Source organism: Micromonospora foliorum (genome assembly GCF_022229015.1).
In the GTDB taxonomy this organism is placed as follows: Bacteria; Actinomycetota; Actinomycetes; order Mycobacteriales; family Micromonosporaceae; genus Micromonospora; species Micromonospora foliorum.
The window spans coordinates 1-24,822 of sequence record NZ_JAKKFF010000116.1 but is presented as its reverse complement, the minus strand read 5'-3'; the positions used below and the strand labels follow the sequence as shown (position 1 = coordinate 24,822).

Below are 24,822 nucleotides of genomic sequence, written 5' to 3'. Positions count from 1 at the left end.
TGTAGTGGCCTCCCGAGAAGCAGAGGCCACTACATCCTGGATCAAGCGCGATCTTGCCGGGCGGGCGTGCGAAGCGCGTGGAGCGCGTGGAGCGCAGAGGGCGTGGAGGGCGGAGGGCCTGGAGGGCCTTGAGGGCCTTGAGGGCCTTGAGGGCCTTGAGAGCGTGGAGCCTGGAGGCGTGGAGGGCGGAGGGACTGGAGGCGTTACGTCTTGGGGTGGGTTAGGCGGCGGTGGACCAGATGGCGCGGAAGGCGGCGGCTTCGCCGGAGAGCCATCGTTCGATCTGGTCGGGCTTGGCGTCGGTGGGCATGCGGTGGGCCTGGCCGCGGCGGACGTCGACCAGGACCGGCTCGGCGTGCGGGAGCACCGCGTCCATGTGTCGGGCCATCAGGTGCAGGGTGGCGAGCACCGACTCCTCGCTCGGTGGGGCCTCGTCGAAGTGCAGGCGGACCGCTTCGGCGCGGCCGTCGGCGTGGCGTACCCCGAAATGGGGGTTGATCTTGACGGGCAGGTCGCCCAGCATGGCCAGGGCGTCGCGGGTCTGGGCGAGATCGATGGCGGCCGGCTCGCCGAGGGAGTGCAGCCAGCTCGTGGCGCCGGGGACGAGCGCCTGGTAGAGCGGGCGCCACCGTGGCTTGACGATGTCGACCACCCCGGCCAGGTGCGTGCCGCCGGTGTGGAAGGCGATGTCGGCCTTGAGCGCCTTGACGAACTGGCCGTGCGGGTTGAAGCCGGACCGGCTGGCGCGTTGCTTGCGCAACCCCCCGACGAAGGTCGCCTTGGTGGGGCCGGTGCGGTCGACGTAGCGGGTGAAACCGAGCAGTGTGGCGTAGGGGGTGAGGGGCGTGGAGGCGGGCGCGGTCACGGGCGTCCTCCCAGGTCAGGATCTTGATTAGTACATACATTCTAATCGACAGGTCTGACATTGCCCAGCGAAGTTGGAGGGGGTCGACGGCCTCCTGGCAACCGGGCGAATCGCCCGCTCGAGCGAGCGTCGCGGGCCAACGCCGGCTTGCCTGGTGAGGAAGCCGGCTGATCAGAGGAACAGTCGCCCGGGGGACGGACCGTTCCCAGACTCGCGTTCGCGATGCCGCAAAACTTGTCCGACTTGTGGCGTTATTGTGCGTTGTGACCATTGGTGATGTGTCCAGGGTCGTCATCCCTGGCAGCAGGGGTACGGCGCACGATCGGCTGCTGCACCGCGTCCCGTTGCGCTGGTACGGCTGCCTCGTGGCCGGCCTCGCCGGAGCGGGCGGCACGTGGGTGGTGGCCGCCATGGTGACCGGCCGGGCCGTCGACCTCAACCACATCGCCGGTGGCACCACACTGTGGTCGATGGCCCTCGTCGCCGTGCTGCTGAGAGTGCAGCCCCCGGCTCGTCGGCCGGGTGCCGCTGGGCACCGTGCTCCGGGTGGTCAACGCCCGGGCGGTCACCATCTACCTGTGGCACATCCCGGCCATCCTCGGGATGTTCCTGCTGCTCGCACCGCTGCTCCCGTACAACTCGGTGGCCTCGATCGCGCTGCGACTGACCGGGGTGTGCCTACTGACCGCCGGGGCGGTGCTGCTGTTCGGCTGGATCGAGGACGTGGCCGCCCGGCGTACCCCGGCGCTCTTCCGCCCCGGGCCGTCGGCCCCCGACGGTCTGTCGGGGGCAGACACGTCAGAGCTGGCCGACGTCGGTGATCCGCACGACCGCGGCCCCGACCTCGTCCGAGGCCACCAGGTCGATCTCGGCGCTGATGCCCCAGTCGTGGTCGCCGTTGGGGTCGTCGAAGCTCTGGCGGACGGTCCACCGTTCCCGCCCCTGCTCGATCATGAGCAGCGCCGGCCCTCGGGCGTCCGGCCCGACGCCGATCGAGTCGTACTCCTCGAAGTACGGCGCCAGGGCGTCGGCCCACGCGTCGTAGTCCCAGCCGTCCTCGGCGTCCAACTCGGCGAGCAGGTCCCAGCGGCGTAGCGCGGCCAACTCGACGCGGCGGAACAGCGCGTTGCGCACCAGCACCCGGAACGCCCGCGCGTTACGGGTCACCGCCGGCGGCCGGTCCGTCAGGGCGGCGTGCGCCTGGGCCACCTCGGCGACGTCGGACGGGTTGCGCAGCCGCTCCCACTCGTCGATGAGACTGGAGTCGACCTGGCGGACCAGCTCGCCCAACCACTCGATGAGGTCGATCAGCTCCTCGGTCTTGGCGTCCTCGGGCACGGTCTGGCGCAGCGTCTTGTACGCGTCGGCCAGGTAGCGCAGGACGAGACCCTCCGAGCGGGTCAGCCCGTAGAACTGGACGTACTCGGTGAAGGTCATGGCCCGCTCGTACATGTCGCGGACGACGGCCTTGGGGGAGAGCTGGTGGTCGGCGACCCAGGGGTGCCCCTGCCGGTACATCTCGTACGCGGCGTCCAGCAGCTCGGCCAGGGGCTTCGGGTGGGTCACCTCGTCGAGCAGTTCGAGGCGCGCCTCGTACTCGATGCCCTCGGCCTTCATGGCGGCGACCGCCTCGCCGCGCGCCTTGAACTGCTGCGCGGACAGGATCTGCCGCGGGTCGTCGAGGATCGACTCGATGACGCTCAGCACATCGAGCGCGTACGACGGGGACTCGGCGTCGAGCAGCTCGATGGTGGCCAGCGCGAGGGGGGAGAGCGGCTGGTTGAGGGCGAAGTCGAGCTGGAGGTCGACGGTGAGCCGGATCCGCCGGCCGGTTTCGTCCGGCTCGGGCAGCTCCTCCACGACCCCGCCGGCCCGCAGCGCCCGGTAGATGGCGATCGCCCGGCGGATGTGCCGGCGCTGCGCGGCGGGCTCCTCGTGGTTGTCGGTGAGCAGGTGCCGCATCGCGGTGAACGCGTCCCCGGGCCGGCCGATGACGTTGAGCAGCATCGAGTGGCTGACCTGGAAGCTGGAGGTCAGCGGCTCCGGCTCGGCGTCGACGAGTCGGTCGAAGGTGGGCTGGCCCCAACCGATCGAGCCCTCCGGCGGCTTCTTGCGGACCACCTTGCGCCGCTTCTTCGGGTCGTCGCCGGCCTTCGCGAGGGCCTTCTCGTTGTCGATGACGTGCTCCGGGGCCTGCACCACGACCCGGCCGATGGTGTCGTAGCCGGCCCGGCCGGCCCGCCCGGCGATCTGGTGGAACTCCCGGTTCTTGAGCAGCCGGGTACGGACCCCGTCGTACTTGGACAGGCCGGTGAACAGCACGGTGCGGATCGGCACGTTGATGCCGACGCCGAGGGTGTCGGTGCCGCAGATGACCTTGAGCAGGCCGGCCTGGGCGAGGGTCTCCACCAGGCGGCGGTACTTGGGCAGCATGCCGGCGTGGTGCACGCCGATGCCGTGCCGGACCAACCGGGAGAGCGTCTTGCCGAAGCCGGCGGTGAACCGGAAACCACCGATCGCCTCGGCGATCATGTCCTTCTCGGCGCGGGTGCAGACGTTGACGCTGGTCAGCGCCTGGGCGCGTTCCAGCGCGGCGGCCTGGGTGAAGTGCACCACGTACACCGGGGCCTGCTTGGTCTCCAGCAGCTCCTCAAGCGTCTCGTGTAGCGGCGTCATCGCGTACGAGAAGATGAGCGGGACCGGCCGCTCCGCCGTGCGCACGACGGCGGTCGGCCGCCCGGTGCGCCGGGTCAGGTCGTCGACGAAGCGGGTGGTGTCCCCCAGGGTGGCGGACATCAGGATGAACTGGGCCTGCGGCAGCTCGATGATCGGCACCTGCCACGCCCATCCCCGGTCGGGCTCGGCGTAGAAGTGGAACTCGTCCATGATCACCTGGCCGACGTCGGCCTTCGTGCCCTCGCGCAGCGCCAGGTTCGCCAGGATCTCCGCGGTGCAGCAGATGATCGGGGCGTCGGCGTTGACGCTGGCGTCGCCGGTGAGCATGCCGACGTTCTCGGCGCCGAAGACCTCGCAGAGCGCGAAGAACTTCTCCGACACCAGGGCCTTGATCGGCGCGGTGTAGAAGGTCGTACGGCTGTCGGCGAGGGCCGCGAAGTGCGCGGCGATCGCCACCAGGCTCTTCCCCGAGCCGGTGGGCGTGTTCATGATCAGGTTGGCGCCGGAGACGATCTCGATGACCGCCTCTTCCTGATGGGGGTAGAGGTCGAGGCCGCGCTCCTTCGCCCAGCCGGCGAACGCGTCGAAGAGGGTGTCGGGGTCGGCGCTTGTCGGCAGCGCGGCGGTGAGCGTCATAGCCTGTCCATGGTGCCTGGATCATGCCCCGGTACGCCAACCCGGCCGGCACCGGACCCCCGTCCGGGCGTCCCGAACGCGCCGCCGTGTTCCGGTTCGGGCGTTTCGCCGGTCACCGTCGGCGGTACAGCAGGTCGGCGACCGGCCGACCGGCCGTGATCGCCCGCCGTTCGAACTTCGTCACCGGACGGTGCGCCGGTCGCGGCGCGAAGCCGCCGTACGCGTCCACCAGTTCCGGGTCCGCGTCCAGGGTCTCCCGCATCGCCTCGGCGTACTCGGCCCAGTCGGTCGCACAGTGCAGCATGCCGCCGGAGCGCAGCCGGGACCGCAGCAGCGCCACGTGCGCCGGCTGGATGATCCGCCGCTTGTGGTGGCGGGACTTCGGCCACGGGTCCGGGAAGAAGACGTGCACGGCGTCCAACACGCCCTCGGGCAAGCCGTTGACCAGGGACAACGCGTCGCCCTGCGCCACCCGCACATTCCGCAGGCCACCGCGCTCCACCAGGTCGAGCAGGTTGGCGATTCCCGGCGTGTGCACCTCGACCGCCAGATAATCTCGATCCGGGTCGGCGGCGGCCATCGCAGCGGTGCTGTCGCCCATGCCCGAGCCGATCTCCAGCACCACGGGAGCCCGGCGACCGAACAGGTCGGCAAGGTCGACGGGCACGACCGGTCCGTCCGGCACATCCAGGCCGTACGCGGGCCAGAGCCGGCTCAGCGCGTCGGTCTGCCGGTCGCTCATCCGACCCCGGCGGGGGTGGAACGTGCGGATCGTCCGGCTCACGGGCGGGACGGCGGGTTCATGGTCGGTGGCGGTCACAGCGACCCGAGCGTACGCCACGCCGCCGACGGATCGGATGTGATGTGCGACCGGAAATGAGAGGATCCAACTGGTACGGCAGGTCGGGCGCTCCACTGGCCGACCCGGCCGCACGGCGTCGAGAGGGGGCATCGTGGCAGTGACCCGCGGCGTCGTGACCCTGTCGCTGGTGGCCGTGTTCGCCGGCCCCCTGCTGGCCGCCGCGCCCGCCCTCGCCGCGCCTCAGCCTGCCGCCGTTGCCCGTGCCGTATCCGAGCCTGCCGTCGCCGGTTTTCCCCTGCCCGAGCGGCCTGATGCCGTTCTTGCCGTGCCCGAGCAGGCTGTTGCCGTCGCGCCCGTGCCCGAGCGGGCCGTCGCGGCCGCGCCGCAGCCGGAAGGGCCACCCGGTGGCGCTCCGCAACCGGCGCCGTCGGTGGACATCTTCGTCGAGGTGAGCCCCAGCACGGTGCAGCCCGGCTATCTGGTCGGCATCCGGGCCAGTTGTCGGGACAACTCGGTGGGCGCCACCGTGGTCTCCGACGCCTTCGGGGCGGTCGGCGTGCAGCCGCAGGGCGGGGTGCTCACCGCGGCACCGATGGTGCGCGAGCGCACCCGCCCCGGTAACTACCGGGTCAAGTTGGAGTGCCGCGACGGCGAGACCGCCTCGACCATGCTTCAGGTGGTCAAGAAGGTCCCCGTCCAGCCCAGCCGTGGTCCGGCAACCGGCTTCGGTGGAAGCACCGGCGGGATGACCGGCAAGCTGCTGCTGCCCGGCGGCGCGGCACTGACCATCACCGGGCTGATCCTCGCCGTGATGGCGCTGCGTCGTCCCCGAGCCGCCCCGCGTCGCTGAGCCCGCCATGACGATCTTCCGTCCCACGCCGCCGCCGGCCGGTTCACGCCCGCCGCTCGCTGGCCGCCCCGCCTCGCCGCCCGATGATGTTCGGCTGCACCTGGACGACGGTTGGCCGGGCTCGGACCGCCCACCGGATCCCCAGCGCCGGCGGGATCCCGACCGCCCTTCGGATCCCGAGCGCCCCTCGGTGGCCGCGCGCCCGCCGACCGCCGTCGCCCCCCGACGTAGCCGTCCCTCCGGCCGCAGCCCCTGGTCCGTACCGTTGGCCGTGGTGTTGGTGTTGGCCGGGGTCTTCGCCACCGGGGCGGGGCTGGGCCGTTCGGTCGGCCCGTTCGACCTGGCCCCGACCGGCGGTGACCGGCCGGCCCGCAGTGAGTCGGTCGGGTTGTCGGCCAGTCGGCCGGTGCGCCTCAGCGTGCCGGCGATCAAGGTGGCCGCGCCGGTGGCACCCGTCGGGCAGGCGCGGGACGGCTCGATCGCCGTACCGCCGTTGGAACGGCACAACGAGACCGGTTGGTACGACCGTGGCCCCACACCCGGTGAGCCTGGCCCGGCGGTGATCGTCGGGCACGTGGACACGAAGACCGGCCCGTCGGTCTTCTACGACCTCGGCAAGCTGCACCCCGGCGACCTGATCGAGGTGGCCCGGGCGGACGAGTCGGTGGTGGTGTTCCGGGTCGACACCGTCGAGCACTTCCCGAAGGACCAGTTGCCCGCCGAGCGGATCTACGGCCACGACGGGCCGCCGGGGCTGCGGTTGATCACCTGTGGCGGGCAGTTCATCGGGGGCCGCACCGGCTACGCCGACAACGTCATCGCCTTCGCCACCCTCCAGTCCTCCCGCAAGTCCTGAGACCGACTCCGCCCCGCGTCAGGTCAGGAAGGCCAGGAGGTGGCGGGCGGTCTCGTCGGGGGCTTCCTCCGGGATGAAGTGCCCGACCGGGACCGGCTCGCCGCGTACGTCGTCGGCCCACTCGCGCCAGATCGCGAGCGGGTCGTCGTAGAGCTTCGCGACCTGGCCGTGTTGGCTCCACAGGAACAGCACCGGGCAGGCGATCCTGCGAATTCCGCGATCCGCCTCGTCCTGCTGGTAGTCCAGCGTCGCTGCGGCGCGGAACTCCTCGCAGATCGCGTGCACCGTGGCCGGGTCGCTGAACTGCTTGACGTACGCCGCGCGGACCTCGGCGGGAAAGGCGTCCTTCACCTCGGGCCACGTGTCGAGCATGAAGTCGACGAGCACCGCGGGCGCCGCGTCGATGAACTGCTCGGGCACCGGCGCCGGTGCCGCCAGGAAGGACCACACCCAGTAGGAGAGGCTGAACGTCTTGTCGGCGCGGTCGTAGACGTCGCCGATGGGAACGACGTCCATCACGGCCAGCCGGGTGACGGCGTCCGGTTCGTCCAGCGCGAGACGGTACGCGCAGCGGGCCCCCCGATCGTGGCCGACGAGTCGGAACCGCTCGTGGCCCAGACTCCGCATCACCTCGACCTGGTCGCGGGCGATGGCTCGCATGCTGTACGGCTCGTGATCCGCGGTGCTGGGCGGTTTACCGCTGTCGCCCCAGCCCCGCAGGTCGGTGGCGACGACTGTGTAGTTCTCGGCGAGCCGCGGCGCGACCCGGTGCCACATGAGGTGCGTCTCGGGGATGCCGTGCAGCAGCAGAACGGGCGGCCCGCTCCCGCCCCGGCGTCCGTGGATCGTCGCGCTGGGCGTGTCGATGTCGAACTCTTCGAAGCCGTCGAACATGGCCGGACCCCGCACCTTCCTGGGACGCCCGGCGCGAACGGCAGGTGCCGGCGGGCAGGGCGATGGTGGCCGGCTACCGCTCGGGCCGCTTCGACGCTATCAACGGAAACGTCCGACCCGGCCCGGTTCGGCGGCGGTGCGGGATCCTCGGCGCGGCTAGGGCTGGGGGACGTGCAGCGCCACCTCGAACTCCAGCAGGCTGGCGCCGGTGGAGACCGGGGGACGGGGCTTGTCGCCGGGGGCGGTGGCGTGGGCGGCGCGTGACGGGCCGGCGGCCCACGCCTGGAACGCCTCCTCGCTCTCCCACTTCGTGTAGACGAAGTAGCGGGTCTCGCCGGCCACCGGGCGGAGCAGTTCGAAGCCGAGGAACCCGGGGGAGTTCTCCACCGTGCCGGCCCGGGCGGCGAACCGCTTCTCCAACTCCGCGCCGCCACCGGGCGGGACGTCGATTGCGTTGATCTTCACGACTGCCATCTGCCCACCCTAGCCAGTGAGCGCGGCACCGGGACGGCAGCCGGGACGACGCAGCGGGCTCAGAACGACTCGACCGCCGGGACCAGGTCCGCGTCGACCACGATCGGCGCGTGGTCGGAGGGGCCCTTGCCCTTGCGGGCCTCGCGGTCCACGTACGCGGAGCGGACCGCTCGGGCGAACGGCGCGGACGCGTACACCAGGTCGATTCTCATGCCCTTGTTCTGGTGGAACATGCCGGCCCGGTAGTCCCAGTAGGTGAAGGGGTGCGGGCCCTTCATCGGAGTGGGCACGACGTCGCTCAGGCCCAGATTGCGCAGCGCCGCGAGGGCCGCCCGCTCGGCCGGGGTGACGTGCGTGGAGTGGGTGAAGAGCGCCGGGTCCCAGACGTCGGCATCGGTCGGGGCGACGTTGAAGTCGCCGCAGACCGCCAGCGGCAACCCGCCGGCCAGTTCGGTGTCCAGCGCGTCGCGCAGCGCCGCGAACCAGGCCAACTTGTACGCGTAGTGCGGGTCGTCCGGCGTCCGGCCGTTGGGCACGTACACCGACCAGACCCGCACCCCGTCGCAGGTGGCGGAGATGGCCCGGGCCTCGGGCTCGGGAAAGCCGGGCTCGTCGGCGAACCCGACCCGGACGTCGCCCAGCCCGACCCGGGACAGGATGGCGACGCCGTTCCACCGGCCGTCGCTGTGGCTGGCCACCGTGTAGCCCAGCTGGCCCACCTCGGTCACCGGGAAGGCGCCGTCGGGGCACTTGGTCTCCTGCAGGCAGACGACGTCCGGCCCGGTGTCGGCCAGCCACTCCAGCAGTCGGGGTAGACGGGCCTTCACCGAGTTGACGTTCCAGGTCGCCAGGCGCATGCCCCCAGCCTGCCGTATCCGCCGCCGCGACGCCGGGTCAGGTGCCCGGGGTGTCGCCGGGACGGGTCTGTTCGGCCAGGAACCGTTCCAGTTCGGCGCCGAGTTCGTCGGCCGTGGGCAGCGGGCCGGCGTCCGGGGCGAGCAGGCTCTTCTCGCCCCGACCTCGGGCGAACGCGTCGTACTGCTCCTCCAGGGCCTGGACCAGGGCCGCGGCGTCCTCGGTCTGCGCGACCTGCCGGTCGATCTCCACCCGGACCACTTCGGCGGCCGAGCGCAGCCCGTCGCCGGGCAGCAGCAGCCCGGTGCTGCGGGACACCGAGGTGAGCAGCACCTCGGCGGCGGCCGGGTACTCGGTCTGCGCCACGTAGTGCGGCACGTGGGCGGCGAAGCCCAGCGCGTCGCGGCCCTGCTCGCCGAGGCGGAACTCCAGCAGGTGACCGACGCTGCCGGGCACCTGGACGCGTTGCAGCCAGGGCTCGTAGCCGGCGATCAGCTCGGGGCGGGTGGCGTGGGCGGTCACCCCGGTCGGACGGGTGTGCGGGACCGCCATCGGGATCGAGTTGAGCCCGACGGTGAGCCGGACGTCCAGCCGGGCGGCGAGCCCGGCCACGGCGGCCACGAAACGCTCCCACTGCAGGTCCGGTTCGGGGCCGGTGAGCAGCAGGAACGGGGTCTCGTCGTCGTCCTGCAGCAGGTGTAGCTCCAGCTTGGGCGCGTCGACGCTCTCCCAGTGGTCCTCGACGAAGGTCATCACCGGTCGCCGCGATCGGTAGTCGAAGAGCTGGTCGACGTCGAAGGTGGCGATCGGCCGACCCTCCAGCGAGGTGAGTAGCTGCTCACGCGCCAGTCGGCTGGCGTTTCCGGCGTCCACGAACCCGGTGAGGGCCTGGATCAGGACCGGCTGCCCGAGGTCGGGCAGATCGTCGGTGAGCTGGTAGAGCTCGTGTGGGTCGAGCACCGGTGCGGACCTCCCTGAAATGTGCCTGCGGGGCGCCGTCGCGACGGAGGGCACCCGTTCGGGCAACGTACCCGCCATCCTGGTGCATTCCTGCGCCGGGCGATCCGTTGGCCGGGTGGTGGGCGTGACCGGACTAATCGGCTGTTTACGCCACCAGGCCGAGCCTCCTGGCCGATCGGTCGAGGAGCGGTTCGGCCCAAAGGCCGAGTTTGTCGATCATGTCAGCCTCGGAGGTGGGATGTCCGGCTGTGTCCCGGGCCGTGCCGGCCCGCGTGCTTCACCAGCTTCATCCGGTACGCGAGGTCCGTTCCCCGGGCGGGTCGACCCGGCCAGGTCGTCCACCAGTACGGGTCGAATCTGTGGCGAGCGCCACGTGATCACCGTGCGTGATCAGGGTTTTCGCCTGCCTAGCCTCGGTTGATGCGTGACGACGGCACCCTCGACGACCCGTACGCCCCGAGCAGCCCCACTACCGATATGGAGGATGGCACCTCAACCGAACGGACAACCGCCGCGAGCCGGCTCCGGGCGTACGCCCGGGACCTGACCGGTCGACGCCGGGCACAGCTGGCGCTGGCCACCGGTGTGGTGTGCTGCCTCGGTCTGACCGCCGTCGTCCAGGTCCGGAACGAGGACGCCGACGCGGCGACCCGCAGTGGGTCGCTCTCCAGCTCCGAGCTGGCGCAGCGCGCCGAGCAGCAGCGCGCCTCCCGTTCCCTCGACCGCACCGCTGCCCCGAGCACGTCCGCAGCCGCCCCGTCCGCCGCGGCGAGTTCCGCCAACCCGGACACCAGCGCCCCGGCCCGCAAGGTCGCCCCGGCGCGCCCGACCGACCCGGCGCCCGTCGCCGGGCTGGACGACGAGCAGATGGAGAACGCCGAGGCGATCGTCCGCACCGGCCGCAAGATGGGGGTGCCGCGCCGGGGTCTGGTGATCGCGGTGGCCACCGCCATGCAGGAGAGCAACCTCTACAACGTGGCCAGCGGCGTGCTGCCCGAGTCGCAGGACTACCCGCACCAGGGCGTCGGCTGGGACCACGACTCGGTCGGGTTGTTCCAGCAGCGTTCCAGCAGCGGCTGGGGCCCGGTGGGACGGCTGATGGACCCCGAGTTCGCCACCCGGCAGTTCCTCACCGCGCTGGAGCAGGTGCCCGGCTGGGAGCGGATGCGGCTCACCGACGCGGCGCAGGCGGTGCAGGTCTCCGCGTACCCCGAGCACTACCAGCAGCACGAGTGGCGGGCCACCCGGGTCGTCGAGGCCATCGTGCCGGCGGGGCGGTAACCTACCGCCCACTATGGACGGTCAGGGTTGAGGCTGTCGCATCCCGGGTACATGTGTTGCGGGTTCGGGGTACACATGAGTACGGGATCACCGACAGGAGGACGTTATGTCACTGATGCAGCGGATCAGCGCGTTTCTGAAATCGCCGAAGGGGCAGCAGTTGGTCGACCGGGGCCGGCGCGAGATGGCCAAGCCGGGCAACCAGCAGAAGCTGAAGGGGTTGGCAGCGCGGTTCTCCAACCGCCGCCGCTGACCGCTCCATCGGCCGCCCTGTCCACCGTTCCCACCCCTGGGGAGACCTGGTGACCGACACCCCGCCCGTCGGCGGTCAGCCCGCCGCACCTACTCCGCAGCCGTCCGTCGACCTGCCGGCCGGGCCGGTGGACGCCCCCGAGGGTCCGCCGGCCCGGCTCTGGGACCGGATGCGGGACGACCCGCAGTACGCCCCGGAGCACCTCGCCCTGGAGGCGGTGCGCCGCCTCGGGCCGGAAGCCGTGCAGTGGGCCGGCCGGGCCCGGGCCGAGCAGCCCGGGGTTTCCGCCGATGTCCTGGCCGACCAGGCGGCCCGCAAGTTCGTCAACCTGGCCCGGCTCTCCGGCGCGGTCTCCGGCGCGGCCGGGCTGCCCGGCGCCGTGATCGACGTGGGCGTGCTGGCCTGGACCCAGGCGCGGATGGTGCTGCACATCGCCGCCGCGTACGACGTCGACCCCCTGCACAGTGATCGGGCCACCGACCTGCTGGTCCTCCAGCGGGTACACAAGGTCGCCGAGAGCGCCCGGCTGGCGCTCGGCGTGGCCGCCGGCCGGGAACGCGCCGACGCGCTCTTCGGCCTGGGCGGTCAGCGTCCGCTCGGTCGGGTCATGCTGCAACTCGGCATCCGGCTGGCCCAGATGGCCGGCGTCCGGGCCGCGAAGCGGATGGTTGCCAAGATCGTCCCCGGTGCGGCCATCGTGCTCGGCACCTGGGCCAACTCGTCGGCGACAAAGGATCTCGCCCAGCGGTCCCGAGCCCTCTACCGCTCCCGCGGCAACGCCGTCCCGGAGCCACGCCAGCCCTGACGGCCCCGCCCGGGTCGTCAGGTGGCCAGGCCGGAGGAGCGCCAGGTCACCTCGGCGATGCGGCCCTGGCCGGTGGCGTTGGGGTGGAACCAGTCCAGCGGGTTGAGCAGGTCCAGGGTGAACCGGACCCTGTGCAACGCGCCGCCGTCGTGCCGGCACCGTGATCCGTACGCCCGGCAGGCCGCCTTCAACTCGGCGTTGTACGCGTCGATCCGGTCCCGGACGGCGGCCCGGCGCGCCCGGTCGGCGGGCGCGGTCGAGGTCGCCTCGGCCAGCAGGGCCGGGCAGATGCCCCGCCGCCACGCACGGGTCGCCCGGGCGTCGTCGTGCCCGACCTCCCAGAGCCGGTACAGGTCGGGGATGCTCACCACCAGCACCCGGGCCTTCGGCCGGCCGGTCCGCAGGACCCGCAGCCCTCGGTCGACGTCGGCCCGGAACCGTGCCACCGGCGTCATCGCGTCCACCCCGCCCCGGCAGACGTCGTTGGCGCCGATCAGCACGGTGACGTAGTCGGCGCGGTCGCGTACCGCCGCCTGGGCCTGACCCTCCAGGGCGTCCGCGCGGGCGCCGGGACGGGCGTGGTTGTACGTCCGGTCGCGGATCGCCGCGTTCTGTTCGAGCAGCCGCCGGTAGTGGCTCTGCACCCGCAGCCCGTCCCCGGTCGACCAGGAGTTGCGCTCGCAGGAGGTGAGCACCAGGCAGGAGGCGAAGCCGGTGCTGATCGAGTCGCCGAGGGCGGCGATGCCGCCGGGCCCGCTCGACGGCGGGGCGCTCGTGGTGGGGCGGGGTGTCGCGGAGTTGCCGCCCTCGCAGGCCAGTGCGACCAGTGCCGCGAGACAGGCCAGGGCGGCGACCCAGCGTCGAGGCATGACGTCTCCCGTTCCCGCAGCACAGAGCGACAGCGCGGTAACTCTATGCGCAGGACGGGGTTTGTCGGGAAGTTGCTGTCGGGTATGCGGCAGAGCGCCGACGTGAGGGCCGTCGGGGTGCTATACGTCCCGCCATGGTGCCCGCTGGCCGTGCAACCACCAGTGCAACGCCCGGGTGATCTGGGGCAGCACCAGATAGGTCATCAGCGGGGTCAGGCAGAGCGTCATCAGCAGCACCCGGGCCGCCAGCGGCACCGCGTCGAGGAAGCGGCTCGTCAGCAGGGTGGCGGTCAGACTCAGCGGGAAGAACGCCAGCCAGATGGTCACCGCCTGCTTCCACCGGGGTGGCGACGCGGGCGGAACCGGGTCCACCGGGTCCACCGAGTGCTCCAGCGGCGGGTCGAACCAGCCCTCGATCCCGGTACGCCGCTCGACCCGGGTGTGCTCGACGATGCCCTGCGCGGAGCTGAGCCACCAGTGCCGCTGCGGCGACTCCTCCCACCGGCGCAGCGTCTCGGCGTCGGCGAAGCGGTAGAGCATGTGCCACTCCGGCGAACCGGGGCCGCTCTGCACCCAGCCCGCGCCGAGGAACCCGGGGAACGCCTCGGCCAGCGCGGTGCCGGCCCGCATCCAGGCCACCATCTCGCTGGCCCGGCCGGGGTCGACGCGGCGGGCGATGGAGACGGTCACCGGCACGGCGAGGGTCATTGACATGCGCCCATCCTGCGGTCGACGGGGCCGCGGCGCGAACGGATGTGCCGGAGCACACCGGCGCGTCCGGGTGTGCGAGCCCGCCGTACCGGTTAACCCGGCCGATCGGGGGTAGGTCGGGGGGTATGACGAGATCGCAGCCCCGGCGCGCCCGTGGCACGGTCGGCCACGCGAACAGCGCGTTGAACCTTCGGCTCACCCTCGCCAGCTTCGGGCTGGTGATCATGGTGCTCTTCGCGGTGCTGGCGTTCTGGGCCGGCATCGCCTGGCTCGGCGTACTCTGCGCGATCTTCGCCGTGGTCGCCGTGGTCGACCTGGTCGTGATCCAGCGACGCCGCGCCGCCCGCCGCCGCGAGGAGCCGGGCGTACGACACTCGTTGTTCGAGTGACAGGAGGACGAGATGCCCCACATCGCCACCACCAACCCCGCCACCGGACAGGTGCTCAAGACCTATGAGGCGATGTCCACCGAGCAACTCGACGACGCCATCGAGCGCACCGACCTCGCGTTCCACCAGCTGCAGTCGACGACCGTCGACCAGCGCGCCCAGTGGATGAACGCCGCGGCCGACCTGCTGGACGCCGAGCGCGACGAGATCGCCCGGATCATGACCACGGAGATGGGCAAGACGTACGTCGCGGCGCAGGCCGAGGTGACCAAGTGCGCCACCGCCGCCCGCTTCTACGCCGACAAGGCCCCGGCGTTCCTCGCCGACGAGCCGGCCGACGCCGACGCCGTGAAGGCGACCCGGGCGTTCATCCGCTACCAGCCGATCGGCGTGGTGCTCGCGGTGATGCCGTGGAACTTCCCGCTCTGGCAGGTGATGCGCTTCGCCGCCCCGGCGCTGATGGCCGGCAACACCGGCCTGCTCAAGCACGCCTCGAACGTGCCGCAGACCGCGCTGCTGCTGGAGGACGTGTTCCGGCGCGCCGGCTTCCCCGAGGGGGCCTTCACCACCGTGCTGGTCGACTCGGAGGCCGTCGACCACATCCTCAGCGACCCCCGGGTCCGCGCCGCGACGCTCACCGGCAGCGAGCCCGCCGGTCGGTCCATCGCGCAGATCGCCGGGCGGGAGCTGAAGAAGACCGTCCTCGAACTCGGCGGCAGCGACCCCTTCGTGGTGATGCCCTCGGCCGACGTGGAGCGGGCCGCCGAGGTGGCCACCACCGCCCGCTGCCAGAACAACGGGCAGTCCTGCATCGCCGCGAAGCGGTTCATCGTGCACACCGACGTGTTCGACGCCTTCGCCGAGAAGTTCGCCGCGAACATGGCCGCGCTGCGCGTCGGCGACCCGATGGACCCGAACACCGACGTCGGGCCGCTGGCCAGCGAGCGGGGCCGCGACGAGGTGCACGCCCAGGTCCGCGACGCGGTGGACAACGGCGCGACGGTGCTCTGCGGGGGCGAACCGCCGAGCGGCGACGGGTGGTTCTACCCGCCGACCGTGGTCACCGACCTCACCCCGCAGATGCGGATGTGGTCCGAGGAGGTCTTCGGCCCGGTCGCCGGCCTGTTCCGGGTCTCGTCGTACGAGGAGGCCATCGAGGTCGCCAACGGCACCAGTTTCGGGCTCGGCTCGAACGCCTGGACCCGGGACCGGGCCGAGCAGGAGCGCTTCGCCACCGACCTGGACGCCGGCAACGTCTTCATCAACGGGATGACCACCTCGTACCCGGAGTTGCCGTTCGGCGGCGTGAAGAACTCCGGTTACGGGCGGGAGTTGTCGGCGCTGGGCATGCGGGAGTTCTGCAACACCAAGACGGTCTGGGTGGGCGAGGGCGCCGCCTCGGCCGGCGCCGGCGCGCACGCCGAGTAGTTCGGGGCGCGGCACGCGTCAGCCGGCGCCGTCGTGGGTAGGAAGTGTGCCCATGACGTCGTTCGGGTTCCACGCCTCACATGAGCAGATCGGTCCGCGCGCCCTGTTGGAGGCGGTGATCCAGGCCGAGCGGGCCGGCTTCGACGCCGCCATGTGCTCCGACCACTTCTCCCCGTGGAGCGCCCGGCAGGGCGAGTCCGGCTTCGCCTGGTCCTGGCTGGGCTCGGCGTTGCAGGCCACCGGCATGCCGTTCGGCGTGGTCAACGCGCCCGGTCAGCGGTACCACCCGGCGATCATCGCGCAGGCGATCGGCACCCTCGGCGCGATGTACCCGGGCCGGTTCTGGGCGGCCCTGGGCACCGGCGAGGCCAGCAACGAGCACATCACCGGCGACCCGTGGCCGCGCAAGGACCTGCGCGCCGCCCGGCTGCGCGAGTGCGTGGACGTCATCCGGGCCCTGCTGGCCGGCGAGGAGGTCAGCCACGACGGCCTGGTCCGGGTGGATCGGGCCCGGCTCTGGACCCGCCCCGAGCAGCCGCCCGCGCTTGTCGGCGCCGCCGTCAGCGTGGCCACCGCCCGCTGGTGTGCCGAGTGGGCCGACGGGCTGATCACCGTGAACGCCCCGGTGGCGCACCTGCGCGAGATGATCGACGCGTACCGGGACGCGGGCGGGCGTGGGCCGCTGCACCTCCAGGTGCACGTCTCCTGGGCCCCGGAGCAGGCCCAGGCCGAGGCCATCGCCCACGACCAGTGGCGCAGCAACGTCTTCGCCCCGCCGGTCTGCTGGGACCTGGAGACCGTCGAACACTTCGACGTGGTCTCCGCCGACGTGCCGGCCCAGCGGATCGCCGAGGTGGTGAACGTGTCGGCGGACCTGGGCCGACACGTCGGCTGGTTGGAGGAGTACGTGCAGCTCGGCTTCGACCAGATCGCCCTGCACCACGTCGGGCAGGAGCAGCGCGGCTTCATCGACGCGTTTGGCGCTGAGGTGCTGCCGAAGCTGCGCCCGGGCGGCTGATCGAGACCGTACCCGCGTACCCCTAGGCTCGTACCCCATGGAAAGCCTGTTTCCGGTCGTCGTCTTCCTGGCGATCGCCACCCTGGGCGCCGCGTTGGCCCGGCGGCTCGGTCTGCTCGCGCCGATCGTGCTGGTCGTCCTCGGCCTGGCGCTCTCGTTCGTGCCGGGCTTCCCGCAGGTGGAACTCGACCCGGAGTTGGTGCTGGTCGGCATCCTGCCGCCGCTGCTCTACGTGGCCGCGCTGGAAACCTCGGTGCCGGCGTTCAAGAACAACATCCGGCCGATCCTGCTGCTCGCGGTCGGCCTGGTGTTGTTCACCGCGTTCGTGGTCGGGCTGGTGCTGCACCTGCTGCTGCCGCAGCTGCCGTTCGCGATCTGCCTGGCCCTCGGCGCGGTGGTCGCCCCACCGGACGCCGTGGCCGCCACGGCCGTCGCCCGCCGGGTCGGACTGCCCCGCCGGGTCGTCACCATCCTGGAGGGCGAGAGCCTGGTCAACGACGCGACCGCGCTGGTGCTGCTGCGGGTCGCGACGATGGCCACCATCGGCTCGGCCGTCGGCGCCGACAAGATCGCCATCGAGGTGCTGCGGTCCACCGGCGGCGGCATCCTGATCGGGGCGCTCGGGGCGCTGGTGTTCGGCTTCCTGCATCGGCGGATCAACGACCCGCTGCTGGACAACGCGCTGTCGCTGATCATCCCGTTCGCGGTGGTGTTCACCGCCGAACACCTGCACGCCTCCGGGGTGGTCGCGGTGGTCGTCACCGGTCTGGTGCTCGGGCACAAGCTGCCCCAGTTGCTGTCCGCGGCGTCGCGGTTGCAGATCGGCGCGTTCTGGCGGCTGGTCCGCTTCCTCCTGGAGGGCCTGGTCTTCCTGCTGGTCGGGCTCCAACTGCGGGAGGTACTGCGCGATCTCGACGAGCCGATCGGCTCGCTCATCCTGATCACCTTCGCGGTGCTCGCCACCGTCTTCCTGACCCGGTTCGTCTGGCTCTTCCCGGCCACCTACCTGGCCCGGTTGGTCCCCCAAATCCGCCGCCGTGACGCCCGGCCGTCACCGAAGTTCCCGATCATCATCGGCTGGGCCGGCATGCGGGGCGTGGTGACCCTGGCCGCCGCGCTGGCCCTGCCGCTGACCCTGGCCGACGACGAGCCGTACCCCCGGGCGTTGTTCATCTGGCTGGCCTTCGCCGTGATCGTTTTCACCCTGGTCGGCCAGGGCGCCACCCTGCCGCTGGTCGCCCGCCGGTTGAAGCTGCCGCAGGACGACCCGGTGCAGGACGCGCTCTCCGCAGCCGCAGTGCAGCAACAGGCCAGCAAGGCCGCCCAGGACCGCCTCGACGAGTTGGCCGACAGCGCCCCGGATCCGGTGGTGGACCGGCTGCGCCGAGCGGTGGAGGACCGCACCAACATGGCGTGGGAACGACTCGGCGGCGACGAGCGGGAGACCCCGTCGCAGGCGTACGGTCGGCTGCGGCAGGAGATGATCGACGCTGAGCGGGATGTGTTCCGGGCAGCCCGGGACTCCGGTCGGATCCCCGAGGAGGTGTTGGTGCGGGCCTACCGTGACCTGGACCTGGAAGAGTCGTTGCTGCGAGAGGTTGAGAAGTGAGCTGTCAGCACCTGACCGAGGCCGGTGCCGCCGAGCCCCGCACCCCCGACGAGTGCGCGGACTGCGTTGCCATCGGCGACACCTACTGGGTGCACCTGCGCACCTGCCTGAGCTGCGGGCAGGTCGGCTGCTGTGACTCGTCGCCGAACCAGCACGCGAGCAAGCACTTCGCGTCCACCGGCCACCCGGTGATCCGCTCGGCGCAGCCGGGCGAGGCCTGGCGCTGGTGCTTCGTCGACGAGGAGATCGGCTGATCGGCTGAGAAGCCACGTCCGTCGGTGGTACTGGTTGCGGCGGGGCAGCTGGTCGGGGTCGAGCCAGGCGGGTGGGACGAACTCGGGGTGGCCGTCGCCGCCGAGTCGGATGCTCCAGTCGCCGCCGTGGACGTGTCGGTGGTGATGCCCGCAGAGCAGCACGGCGTTGTCGAGGCTGGTGGTGCCGCCGTCGACCCAGTGGTGGTGGGCGTCGCACCAGCGCGGTGGACGGTTGCAGCCGGGGAACGCGCAGCCCTCGTCGCGCAGCACCAGGGCGCGGCGTAGTGGGCCGGTGATCAGCCGGCGTTGCCTGCCCACGTCGAGCGTCTGACCGGCGCCCCCGAGGACAGCGGGCAGGACAGCGGCATCGCAGGCGAGCCGGCGCACGGCCTCGGGGGTGAGGTGCAGGCCGCTGTCGAGAGCGCCGGTGCCCAGCTGCCGCGTCAACCCGTCGTAGCTGGTGGTGACGACGAGTTGGGTGGGGTCACCACCGTGGTCTGGCAGTTCGCCACCGCGAAGGGTGAGTCGGCAGACATCGGCGAGGGCGTCGTGGCGGCGTTGCCCGGCGGTGCGGGTGTCGTCCGGGCCGGTGGGTGCGCTGGGGGGGCGATGGCGGTGCGAAGCAGCGCGGCAGCCTCAGGATCGAGGATGCCGGCGAGGCGTAGCCGGCCGTCGGTCTGTTCGCTGATGGTGACGTGCCGGTCGCGGGCGGCCCGCGACTCGTCGGCCCGCAGCGCCGCGTCGGCGGCCGCGTCGGCGACCTCGGGGGAGACGTGGTCGAGAATTCGGGTGCCGAACCTGCGTAACAGGGTGGCGTCGAATTGCGCGGCCCAGTCGACGAGGACGCCGACGGCCTTGCTGGCGGCCTCTGCCCCGGCGGCGGTATGGACGGTTTCGACCGTGCCGGCGATGACCTGCGCCTGCTCCACGTCGACCGCTCCGCCGGCCAACGCGTCCCGCACGCCGGACGGGGCGGCATCGAGCGTCGCAGCCAACTCGACCAGACGACGGGCGGCACCGACCCGTAGGCGCAGGCGGTCCCGCAGCCACACCGCCGTCGAGGACGCGCCCTGCCTGGTCGCGGTGCCTCGACCGTCCAACTGCCGCACGAGGGCCAGCTTGACCGCGGCCAGGCGTTGCTCGAGCCGGTGCGCGGCGTCGAGTGCCGCGACGAGGTCGTGCTCCGGAAGAGCCCACGTCGGCGCGTCGAGGCAGTCGACGACTGCCGCCTCCGCCTGCGCCAACCCCTCCAACATGGACCGACAATAGAACAGGTGTACGACAGTTTCGGCTGGCTGGCTGGCAGGCCAGGTTCGGCGGCTTCCGGCGCGGCGGGTCCGATCCATCGATTTTGCTGCGCGCCGGATGAGTCGGCCACGTCGTGCCCTCGATCACTTGATGGGCAGTAGCGGAATTGAGGCGTACCGGCTACCCACCATCAAGTGATCATGCGGGCCTGGTGGCGCTCGTACTCCCGTCTACGCTTCACCGACGGTGCGAGCGCCAGCGGGGAGACGGACATGATTGACACGGTCATCTTCGATGTCGGTGGGACCATTCTCGACGAGTCTCACGAGTTCGCTGCCTGGGCCGACTGGCTCGGCGTACCCCGGCACACGTTCTCGGCGGTCTTCGGTGCGGTGATCGCCAGGGGTCTGGACTATCAGGAGACGTTCCGGGTCTTCCGGCCCGACTTCGATCTCACCACCGAGCTGGAGCGTCGGGCGGCTGCCGGCCAGCCGGAGTCGTTCGCCGAGGAGGATCTCTACCCGGACGCGCGAGGATGCCTGCAGTCCCTGAAGGACCAGGGCCTGGTCGTGGGCCTGGCCGGCAACCAGCCAGCTCACGCGGAGGCGACCCTGCGCGGTCTCGACCTTCCGGTGGACGTGATCGGCACGTCGCACGGGTGGGGCATGGCGAAGCCGTCGCCGGTGTTCTTCGAGCGGGTCGTCGCCGCGGGCGGCGGTGTCGCGTCGTCGATCCTGTACGTCGGCGACCGGCCCGACAACGACGTGCGCCCGGCCCTGGAGGCGGGCATGAAGACGTGCCTGATCCGACGTGGTCCCTGGGGGCACATCCTCGACCCCTCCACCGTGGCCGAGCGGTGCCTGTTCCGGATCGACTCGCTGGACGAACTCCCCGGTCTGGTCGCGAAGTACAACGCGGCCGGCGGTTGACCCGCCGACCGCGTGAAACGTGCGGTCCCGGTGGCCGCCCGGGGAGGGCGGCCACCGGGACGTCGATCAGGTCAGCGAGCAGGCCGCCCCGTTGACGGTGACCAGGCCGGGGCTCGGGTTGGCGCCTCCGCCCGTCGTCGCGTTGAAGCCGAACGTCACCGTGCCGCCGGGAGCGATCTTGGCGTTGTACGACTCGTTGCGCGCGGTCACCGTCGCACCGGACTGGGTGACCTTCGCCAGCCACGCCTCGCGTACCCGCTGGTCGCCGGTGAACGCGAAGCGCACGCTCCAGCCGTTGACGGCCGCGGCGCCCGTGTTCTGGATGGTCAGCTGCCCGGTGAACCCGGTGCCGCCCTGCCAGGCGCCGTAGTTGGCGTAGCGCGCGGTGCAGGTGGTGGCCGGTACCGCGCCGGCCTCACCCTGGTCGGCGAGGAACGAGGAGATCCAGGCCAGCGCCGAGTTCCAGTTGATTGCCACCTCGTTTGTCGAGTACGAGTTGATGTCGTCGACGTAGCAGAACATCGGCTTGCAGCCGGCGAGCAGTTGCGCCACGAACGGGTCCTGGAGGGCCGCGTTCGGGCCTCCGGCGAGTGAGCCGGCGGGCGGGCGAGGCAGGTTCGGGTCGAGCTGGTGGCCGAAGATCCGGCTGTGCTGGTTCTGCGCGGCGTGCTCTCCCCACCCGGTGACGTAGGAGATGTTCAGGGCGTTGCGACCGAAGATGTAGTCCATGGCCTGCACGGCGCCGTCGCGGTAGGCGGGGTTGCGGGTCAGGTCGAACGCGGTGGCCAGCACCACGGCGTTGTTGATGACGTTGCTGTTGCCACCCCAGAAGTAGCTGTTGGCGTCACCGGGCATCGGCAGCCCGTACGCCTGCCGGCGCAGCTCGGCGAGGTACGTGTCGGCGGCGGCGGTGACCGACGCGCGGACCCGGGCCAGATCGGCGGCGGGAAGCCCGTTCGGCACCGTGGCCAGGTCGAGGCGGCCCAGCGCGGCCACGCTCTGCCAGCCGAAGCCCCGTGCGTCGAACACGTTCCCGGTGTGGTGCGGTGAGGCGGTCAGGTCGGCCAGGTAGTTCTGCGCCCCGGTGGTCAGGTACAGCTCAGCCGCCGCCCAGTAGAACTCGTCGGTGACGTTGCTGTCGTCGTACGCGCCGCCGCCGGTGCCGTCGGTCGGGCTGGCGTACACCGCCGGGTGGGCCTTGGCCGCGGCGTAGGCCGTCTTCGCGGCAGTGCCGCAGCGGGTCGCGAACGCCGCGTCGTAGGGGGCGAAGAGCCGCGCGCACTGGGCGGCGGTGGCGGCGAGGTTGAGGGTGGCCGCGGTCGACGGCGGGTGCAGCTCGCGCGGCTGCGGGTCGTCCTGTGGGGCGAGGGGCAGCCCGGTCCAGTTCTGATCGTGGATCTTGTGGTGGACCATGCCGGCGAGCGGCTTGCCGGCGGGCACCTGCATGCGCAGCAGGAACTCCAGCTCCCAGCGGGCCTCGTCGAGGATGTCCGGCACCCCGTTGTCGCGCTCGGGCACCCGCAGCGTGCCGTCGGCGAGCTCGGCGCCGCCACCGGCGGTGGCCGCCGTCTTGGTCCGCTCGAAGGTGTTCAACAGCTGGTAGGTGGCGATGCCGCCGTTGACCACGTACTTGCCGTGGTCGCCGGCGTCGTACCAGCCGCCACGCACGTCGAGGGAGTAGTCGCAGACACCCGGTTGGCAGGGCACGTTGGTGTCGCCCTGGTTGGGGGCGACGCCGAGGTGGCCGGCGGGTCGGGCGTACTCGTCGCCGATCAGGTCGCCGTCGATGGCGATGCCGCTGCGCTGGGCGTAGAAGAACTGCAACGAGTCGGAGCGCAGCTGGTCGTAGAGCGCGCCGGAGATGTCGAACGGGTGGCTGGTCTCACCGTCAACGGTGAGCGTGAGCCCGGTGCCGGAGGTGCGGTAGCTGGAGAAGTCGACAGTCTGCACGTTCTGCCCAGAGGCGGCGTCGACGCCGCGAGCCGTGGTGGTGCCACTGGCCACGACCGCGCCGGCGGCGCTGCGCAGCTGCCAGGGCAGCGGTTCGGTGGCCTCGGTGACGACAGTGGCGTTCTTCGGGCCGCCGGGAAGGTAGCCGACCTGGTTGACGCGCACCCGCGGCCCGGTGTCCGGCTCGTACGGCTCGGGTGGCTCGCCGCCGCGCAGCGAGACGTCGTCCAGACAGATGGTCTGCGCCTGGGCGGAACCGCCGACCTGGAAGATCAGTTGGGCGTTGGGGTTGTCGTCCGGGACGGTGAAGGTCTGCTCGACCCGCTGGATGGTGCCGGTCGCGGTGGCGTCCACGGCCGCGTACGTGGTGTACGGGGCGCTGCCGAGCTGCAACACGGCCTTCACCGCGGCGCCGGGAGTGGCGGAGACCGCGAAGCCGAGGGTGTATTCGGCGCCGGCGATCAGCGGCACGCCGTCCTGGCCGATGCCGGCGTCCCACGGATTGGCCAGCCCGCCCGCGACCGTGGTGCAGAGCCGGCCGTCGGTGACCGCCAGCGCACCGGTGCCGAAGGAGAACCAGGGGCTCACCCCGGCGCTGAAGTCGCCGTTGTCGATCTGCTCGGGGGCGTCCGGTGGTGGGTCGGCGTGGGCCGCGCCGGCGCCCGCGCCGGTGAGGGCCAGAGTGGTCGCCGCAGCCAACAGGAGGCGGCGTCGGGATGGCGTCACGGGGAGTCCTTCCGGGACGGGAAGTGGGACAGTGGTGGTGGCACGGTGGTGCGGGGAAAACCTGGGAGCGCTCCCAGGTATCGGCTCGATGTTTCCAGTGCCGGTACGCCATGTCAATTGATCTGGTTGGATGGGTTCTGGCATTCGACGAGGGCGGTCAGCCCGACGGGCGTGTTCCGTCGCGCCGCCGCCCGAAAGTGAGATTGGCCGCGCCACGCGCCGTCGTCCTGATCTCCTAGAGACAACTGCGCCCTTCGCCTGGCAGGCTGCCTCCCATGACCCTGAAGCTGCGTTCCGTGGGAACGAGCGACCGTGGGCTGATCCGCAGCGGAAACCAGGACGCCCTGCACGCCGGCACCTGGCTCGTCGCCGTCGCCGACGGCATGGGCGGGATGGCCGCCGGCGACCTGGCCAGCGCCCTCACCATCGACGCGGTCGCCCCGCTGGACGTGGAGACACCCGAGGACGCCCTGGTGGCCGCGCTCGAAGGTGGCATCGCGCTGGCCACCTCCCGGATCCGACAGGCGGTCGCCGAGGATCCCGAGCGCCAGGGCATGGGCACCACGCTGACCGCCCTGCTCTTCGCCCGTACCGGCAGCTGCCTGGCGCTCGCGCACGTCGGCGACTCCCGGGCCTACCTGTTCCGCGAGGGCGTGCTCAAGCAGGTCACCCGGGACGACACGTTCGTCCAGATGTTGGTGGATCAGGGCGTGATCACCCCGGACCAGGCCAGCAGCCACCCGCGCCGCGCCGTGGTCACCCAGGCGTTGCAGGGCGACGAGGTCTCCCCGTCGTACGCGACCATGGTGCCCCGGGCCGGCGACCGGTGGCTGCTATGCAGCGACGGCCTCTCCAACGTGGTCCGCCCGGACACCCTCACCGAGGTGCTCAGCGGCTATCCGGACCGGGGCGCCTGCGCCGCCAAGCTGATCGACCTGGCCCTGCACGCCGGCGCGCCGGACAACGTCACCGTCGTGGTGGCCGACGTGGTCGAGGAGTAGACCGGCGCTCACCGCCGAGGTGGTCGAGGAGTAGACCGGCGCTCACCGCCGACGTGGCGTGGCGTGCCGGGTGGGTGTCGCCGTTCCCGGATCCTCCGGCCACGGGTGCCGGGGATAGCGTCCGCGCAGCTCGGAGCGGACCTGTGGATAGCCGGTACGCCAGAACGACGCCAGGTCGGCGGTGACCGCCACCGGCCGGCCGGCGGGGGAGAGCAGGTGCAGCAGCACCGGCACCCGACCGTCGGCGACGCGGGGAGCAGCCGGCCAGCCGAACGTCTCCTGGAGCTTCACGGCGAGCACCGGCGCGGCCGGGTCGCTGTAGTCCAGCCGGATCCGGGAACCACTCGGCACCTCGATCCGCTCCGGGGCCAGCTCGTCGAGGCGGGCGGCCTGCGCCCAGGGCAGCAGCCGACGCAGCGCCGAGGACACGTCCACCCGCGCCAGGTCGGCCCGGCGTCGGGCGGCGGCCAGCTCCGGGCCCAG

General features: G+C 71.9%; 24 protein-coding genes and 1 pseudogene. 13 read left to right on the top strand and 12 right to left on the bottom strand.

What is annotated here, in order from left to right; all coding sequences use genetic code 11:
- Positions 1 to 220: 220 nt before the first annotated feature.
- The 3 genes from PSH25_RS10605 to trmB form a co-directional block, all read right to left on the bottom strand.
- Positions 221 to 865: a hypothetical protein gene (locus tag PSH25_RS10605; RefSeq protein WP_238658870.1), complete on the bottom strand. Its 645-nt coding sequence runs from the start codon at positions 863 to 865 to the stop codon at positions 221 to 223.
- Positions 866 to 1,663: 798 nt separating this feature from the next.
- Positions 1,664 to 4,177 (bottom strand): DEAD/DEAH box helicase, encoded by a 2,514-nt coding sequence (locus PSH25_RS10600; RefSeq protein ID WP_238658869.1) that lies wholly within the window; start codon positions 4,175 to 4,177, stop codon positions 1,664 to 1,666.
- 112 nt (positions 4,178 to 4,289) lie between these two features.
- Complete coding sequence (gene trmB / locus PSH25_RS10595; RefSeq protein ID WP_372492762.1) at positions 4,290 to 4,997, bottom strand: tRNA (guanosine(46)-N7)-methyltransferase TrmB; 708 nt, start codon at positions 4,995 to 4,997, stop codon at positions 4,290 to 4,292.
- A 130-nt stretch (positions 4,998 to 5,127) separates the two neighbouring features.
- Between trmB and PSH25_RS10590 the strand changes: the two genes are divergently transcribed.
- The gene (locus PSH25_RS10590; RefSeq protein WP_238658895.1) at positions 5,128 to 5,829 is read left to right on the top strand and encodes a hypothetical protein; all 702 of its coding nucleotides are present in this window, start codon (positions 5,128 to 5,130) and stop codon (positions 5,827 to 5,829) included.
- Between the two features lie 190 nt (positions 5,830 to 6,019).
- The gene (locus tag PSH25_RS10585) at positions 6,020 to 6,685 is read left to right on the top strand and encodes a class F sortase (protein ID WP_238658867.1); all 666 of its coding nucleotides are present in this window, start codon (positions 6,020 to 6,022) and stop codon (positions 6,683 to 6,685) included.
- 18 nt (positions 6,686 to 6,703) lie between these two features.
- Here the strand turns inward: PSH25_RS10585 and PSH25_RS10580 are convergent, their stop codons facing one another.
- From PSH25_RS10580 to PSH25_RS10565, 4 genes are all read right to left on the bottom strand, one after another.
- The gene (locus tag PSH25_RS10580; protein ID WP_238658866.1) at positions 6,704 to 7,579 is read right to left on the bottom strand and encodes an alpha/beta fold hydrolase; all 876 of its coding nucleotides are present in this window, start codon (positions 7,577 to 7,579) and stop codon (positions 6,704 to 6,706) included.
- 156 nt (positions 7,580 to 7,735) lie between these two features.
- Positions 7,736 to 8,053: an antibiotic biosynthesis monooxygenase family protein gene (locus tag PSH25_RS10575; RefSeq protein ID WP_112584657.1), complete on the bottom strand. Its 318-nt coding sequence runs from the start codon at positions 8,051 to 8,053 to the stop codon at positions 7,736 to 7,738.
- 59 nt (positions 8,054 to 8,112) lie between these two features.
- Positions 8,113 to 8,910, bottom strand: a complete 798-nt coding sequence (locus PSH25_RS10570; protein ID WP_238658864.1) for an exodeoxyribonuclease III — start codon at positions 8,908 to 8,910, stop codon at positions 8,113 to 8,115.
- 37 nt (positions 8,911 to 8,947) lie between these two features.
- Positions 8,948 to 9,868 (bottom strand): proteasome assembly chaperone family protein, encoded by a 921-nt coding sequence (locus PSH25_RS10565; protein WP_238658862.1) that lies wholly within the window; start codon positions 9,866 to 9,868, stop codon positions 8,948 to 8,950.
- Positions 9,869 to 10,288: 420 nt separating this feature from the next.
- Here PSH25_RS10565 and PSH25_RS10560 point away from each other — a divergent pair, with 420 nt between their 5' ends.
- The 3 genes from PSH25_RS10560 (at position 10,289) to PSH25_RS10550 (ending at position 12,207) form a co-directional block, all read left to right on the top strand.
- A complete protein-coding gene (locus tag PSH25_RS10560; RefSeq protein ID WP_238658861.1) occupies positions 10,289 to 11,149 on the top strand; it encodes a peptidase M23 in 861 nt (286 codons plus the stop codon).
- A 106-nt stretch (positions 11,150 to 11,255) separates the two neighbouring features.
- A complete protein-coding gene (locus PSH25_RS10555) occupies positions 11,256 to 11,402 on the top strand; it encodes a hypothetical protein (RefSeq protein ID WP_203122442.1) in 147 nt (48 codons plus the stop codon).
- A gap of 49 nt (positions 11,403 to 11,451) precedes the next feature.
- Entirely contained in the window at positions 11,452 to 12,207 is a 756-nt protein-coding gene (locus PSH25_RS10550) for an EcsC family protein (RefSeq protein ID WP_238658859.1), read from the top strand.
- Between the two features lie 17 nt (positions 12,208 to 12,224).
- Here PSH25_RS10550 and PSH25_RS10545 read toward each other — a convergent pair whose 3' ends face one another.
- Positions 12,225 to 13,076, bottom strand: a complete 852-nt coding sequence (locus PSH25_RS10545; protein WP_238658857.1) for a GDSL-type esterase/lipase family protein — start codon at positions 13,074 to 13,076, stop codon at positions 12,225 to 12,227.
- 120 nt (positions 13,077 to 13,196) lie between these two features.
- A complete protein-coding gene (locus PSH25_RS10540) occupies positions 13,197 to 13,790 on the bottom strand; it encodes an antibiotic biosynthesis monooxygenase (RefSeq protein ID WP_238658855.1) in 594 nt (197 codons plus the stop codon).
- A gap of 122 nt (positions 13,791 to 13,912) precedes the next feature.
- Between PSH25_RS10540 and PSH25_RS10535 the strand changes: the two genes are divergently transcribed.
- From PSH25_RS10535 to PSH25_RS34295, 6 genes are read left to right on the top strand one after another with little or no spacing between them, the layout of a single operon-like run.
- Complete coding sequence (locus tag PSH25_RS10535) at positions 13,913 to 14,176, top strand: DUF6343 family protein (protein ID WP_091401582.1); 264 nt, start codon at positions 13,913 to 13,915, stop codon at positions 14,174 to 14,176.
- A gap of 12 nt (positions 14,177 to 14,188) precedes the next feature.
- Positions 14,189 to 15,604 (top strand): NADP-dependent succinic semialdehyde dehydrogenase, encoded by a 1,416-nt coding sequence (locus PSH25_RS10530; protein WP_238658854.1) that lies wholly within the window; start codon positions 14,189 to 14,191, stop codon positions 15,602 to 15,604.
- A gap of 52 nt (positions 15,605 to 15,656) precedes the next feature.
- Positions 15,657 to 16,622, top strand: a complete 966-nt coding sequence (locus PSH25_RS10525; protein WP_238658853.1) for a TIGR03885 family FMN-dependent LLM class oxidoreductase — start codon at positions 15,657 to 15,659, stop codon at positions 16,620 to 16,622.
- Between the two features lie 37 nt (positions 16,623 to 16,659).
- Positions 16,660 to 18,231, top strand: coding sequence for a Na+/H+ antiporter (locus PSH25_RS10520; protein WP_238658851.1), 1,572 nt, complete (start codon positions 16,660 to 16,662; stop codon positions 18,229 to 18,231).
- Positions 18,228 to 18,485, top strand: coding sequence for a UBP-type zinc finger domain-containing protein (locus PSH25_RS10515; RefSeq protein ID WP_091401591.1), 258 nt, complete (start codon positions 18,228 to 18,230; stop codon positions 18,483 to 18,485). The genes PSH25_RS10520 and PSH25_RS10515 overlap by 4 nt, the downstream gene beginning before the upstream one ends.
- A gap of 24 nt (positions 18,486 to 18,509) precedes the next feature.
- Positions 18,510 to 18,770, top strand: coding sequence for a hypothetical protein (locus PSH25_RS34295; RefSeq protein ID WP_441005350.1), 261 nt, complete (start codon positions 18,510 to 18,512; stop codon positions 18,768 to 18,770).
- 33 nt (positions 18,771 to 18,803) lie between these two features.
- Here the strand turns inward: PSH25_RS34295 and PSH25_RS10510 are convergent.
- A pseudogene (locus PSH25_RS10510) lies at positions 18,804 to 19,741 on the bottom strand (DUF222 domain-containing protein); the annotation flags it as partial.
- A 264-nt stretch (positions 19,742 to 20,005) separates the two neighbouring features.
- Here PSH25_RS10510 and PSH25_RS10505 point away from each other — a divergent pair.
- Positions 20,006 to 20,662 (top strand): HAD family hydrolase, encoded by a 657-nt coding sequence (locus PSH25_RS10505; RefSeq protein ID WP_238658850.1) that lies wholly within the window; start codon positions 20,006 to 20,008, stop codon positions 20,660 to 20,662.
- A gap of 66 nt (positions 20,663 to 20,728) precedes the next feature.
- Here PSH25_RS10505 and PSH25_RS10500 read toward each other — a convergent pair whose 3' ends face one another.
- Positions 20,729 to 23,338: a glycoside hydrolase family 9 protein gene (locus tag PSH25_RS10500; RefSeq protein WP_238658848.1), complete on the bottom strand. Its 2,610-nt coding sequence runs from the start codon at positions 23,336 to 23,338 to the stop codon at positions 20,729 to 20,731.
- A gap of 275 nt (positions 23,339 to 23,613) precedes the next feature.
- Here PSH25_RS10500 and PSH25_RS10495 point away from each other — a divergent pair, with 275 nt between their 5' ends.
- Positions 23,614 to 24,339, top strand: coding sequence for a PP2C family protein-serine/threonine phosphatase (locus PSH25_RS10495; RefSeq protein WP_238658847.1), 726 nt, complete (start codon positions 23,614 to 23,616; stop codon positions 24,337 to 24,339).
- A gap of 42 nt (positions 24,340 to 24,381) precedes the next feature.
- On the opposite strand, the gene PSH25_RS10490 is transcribed toward PSH25_RS10495, so the two are convergent.
- The coding region (locus tag PSH25_RS10490) for an ATP-dependent helicase C-terminal domain-containing protein (protein ID WP_274527281.1) at positions 24,382 to 24,822 on the bottom strand (441 nt) is incomplete at its 5' end.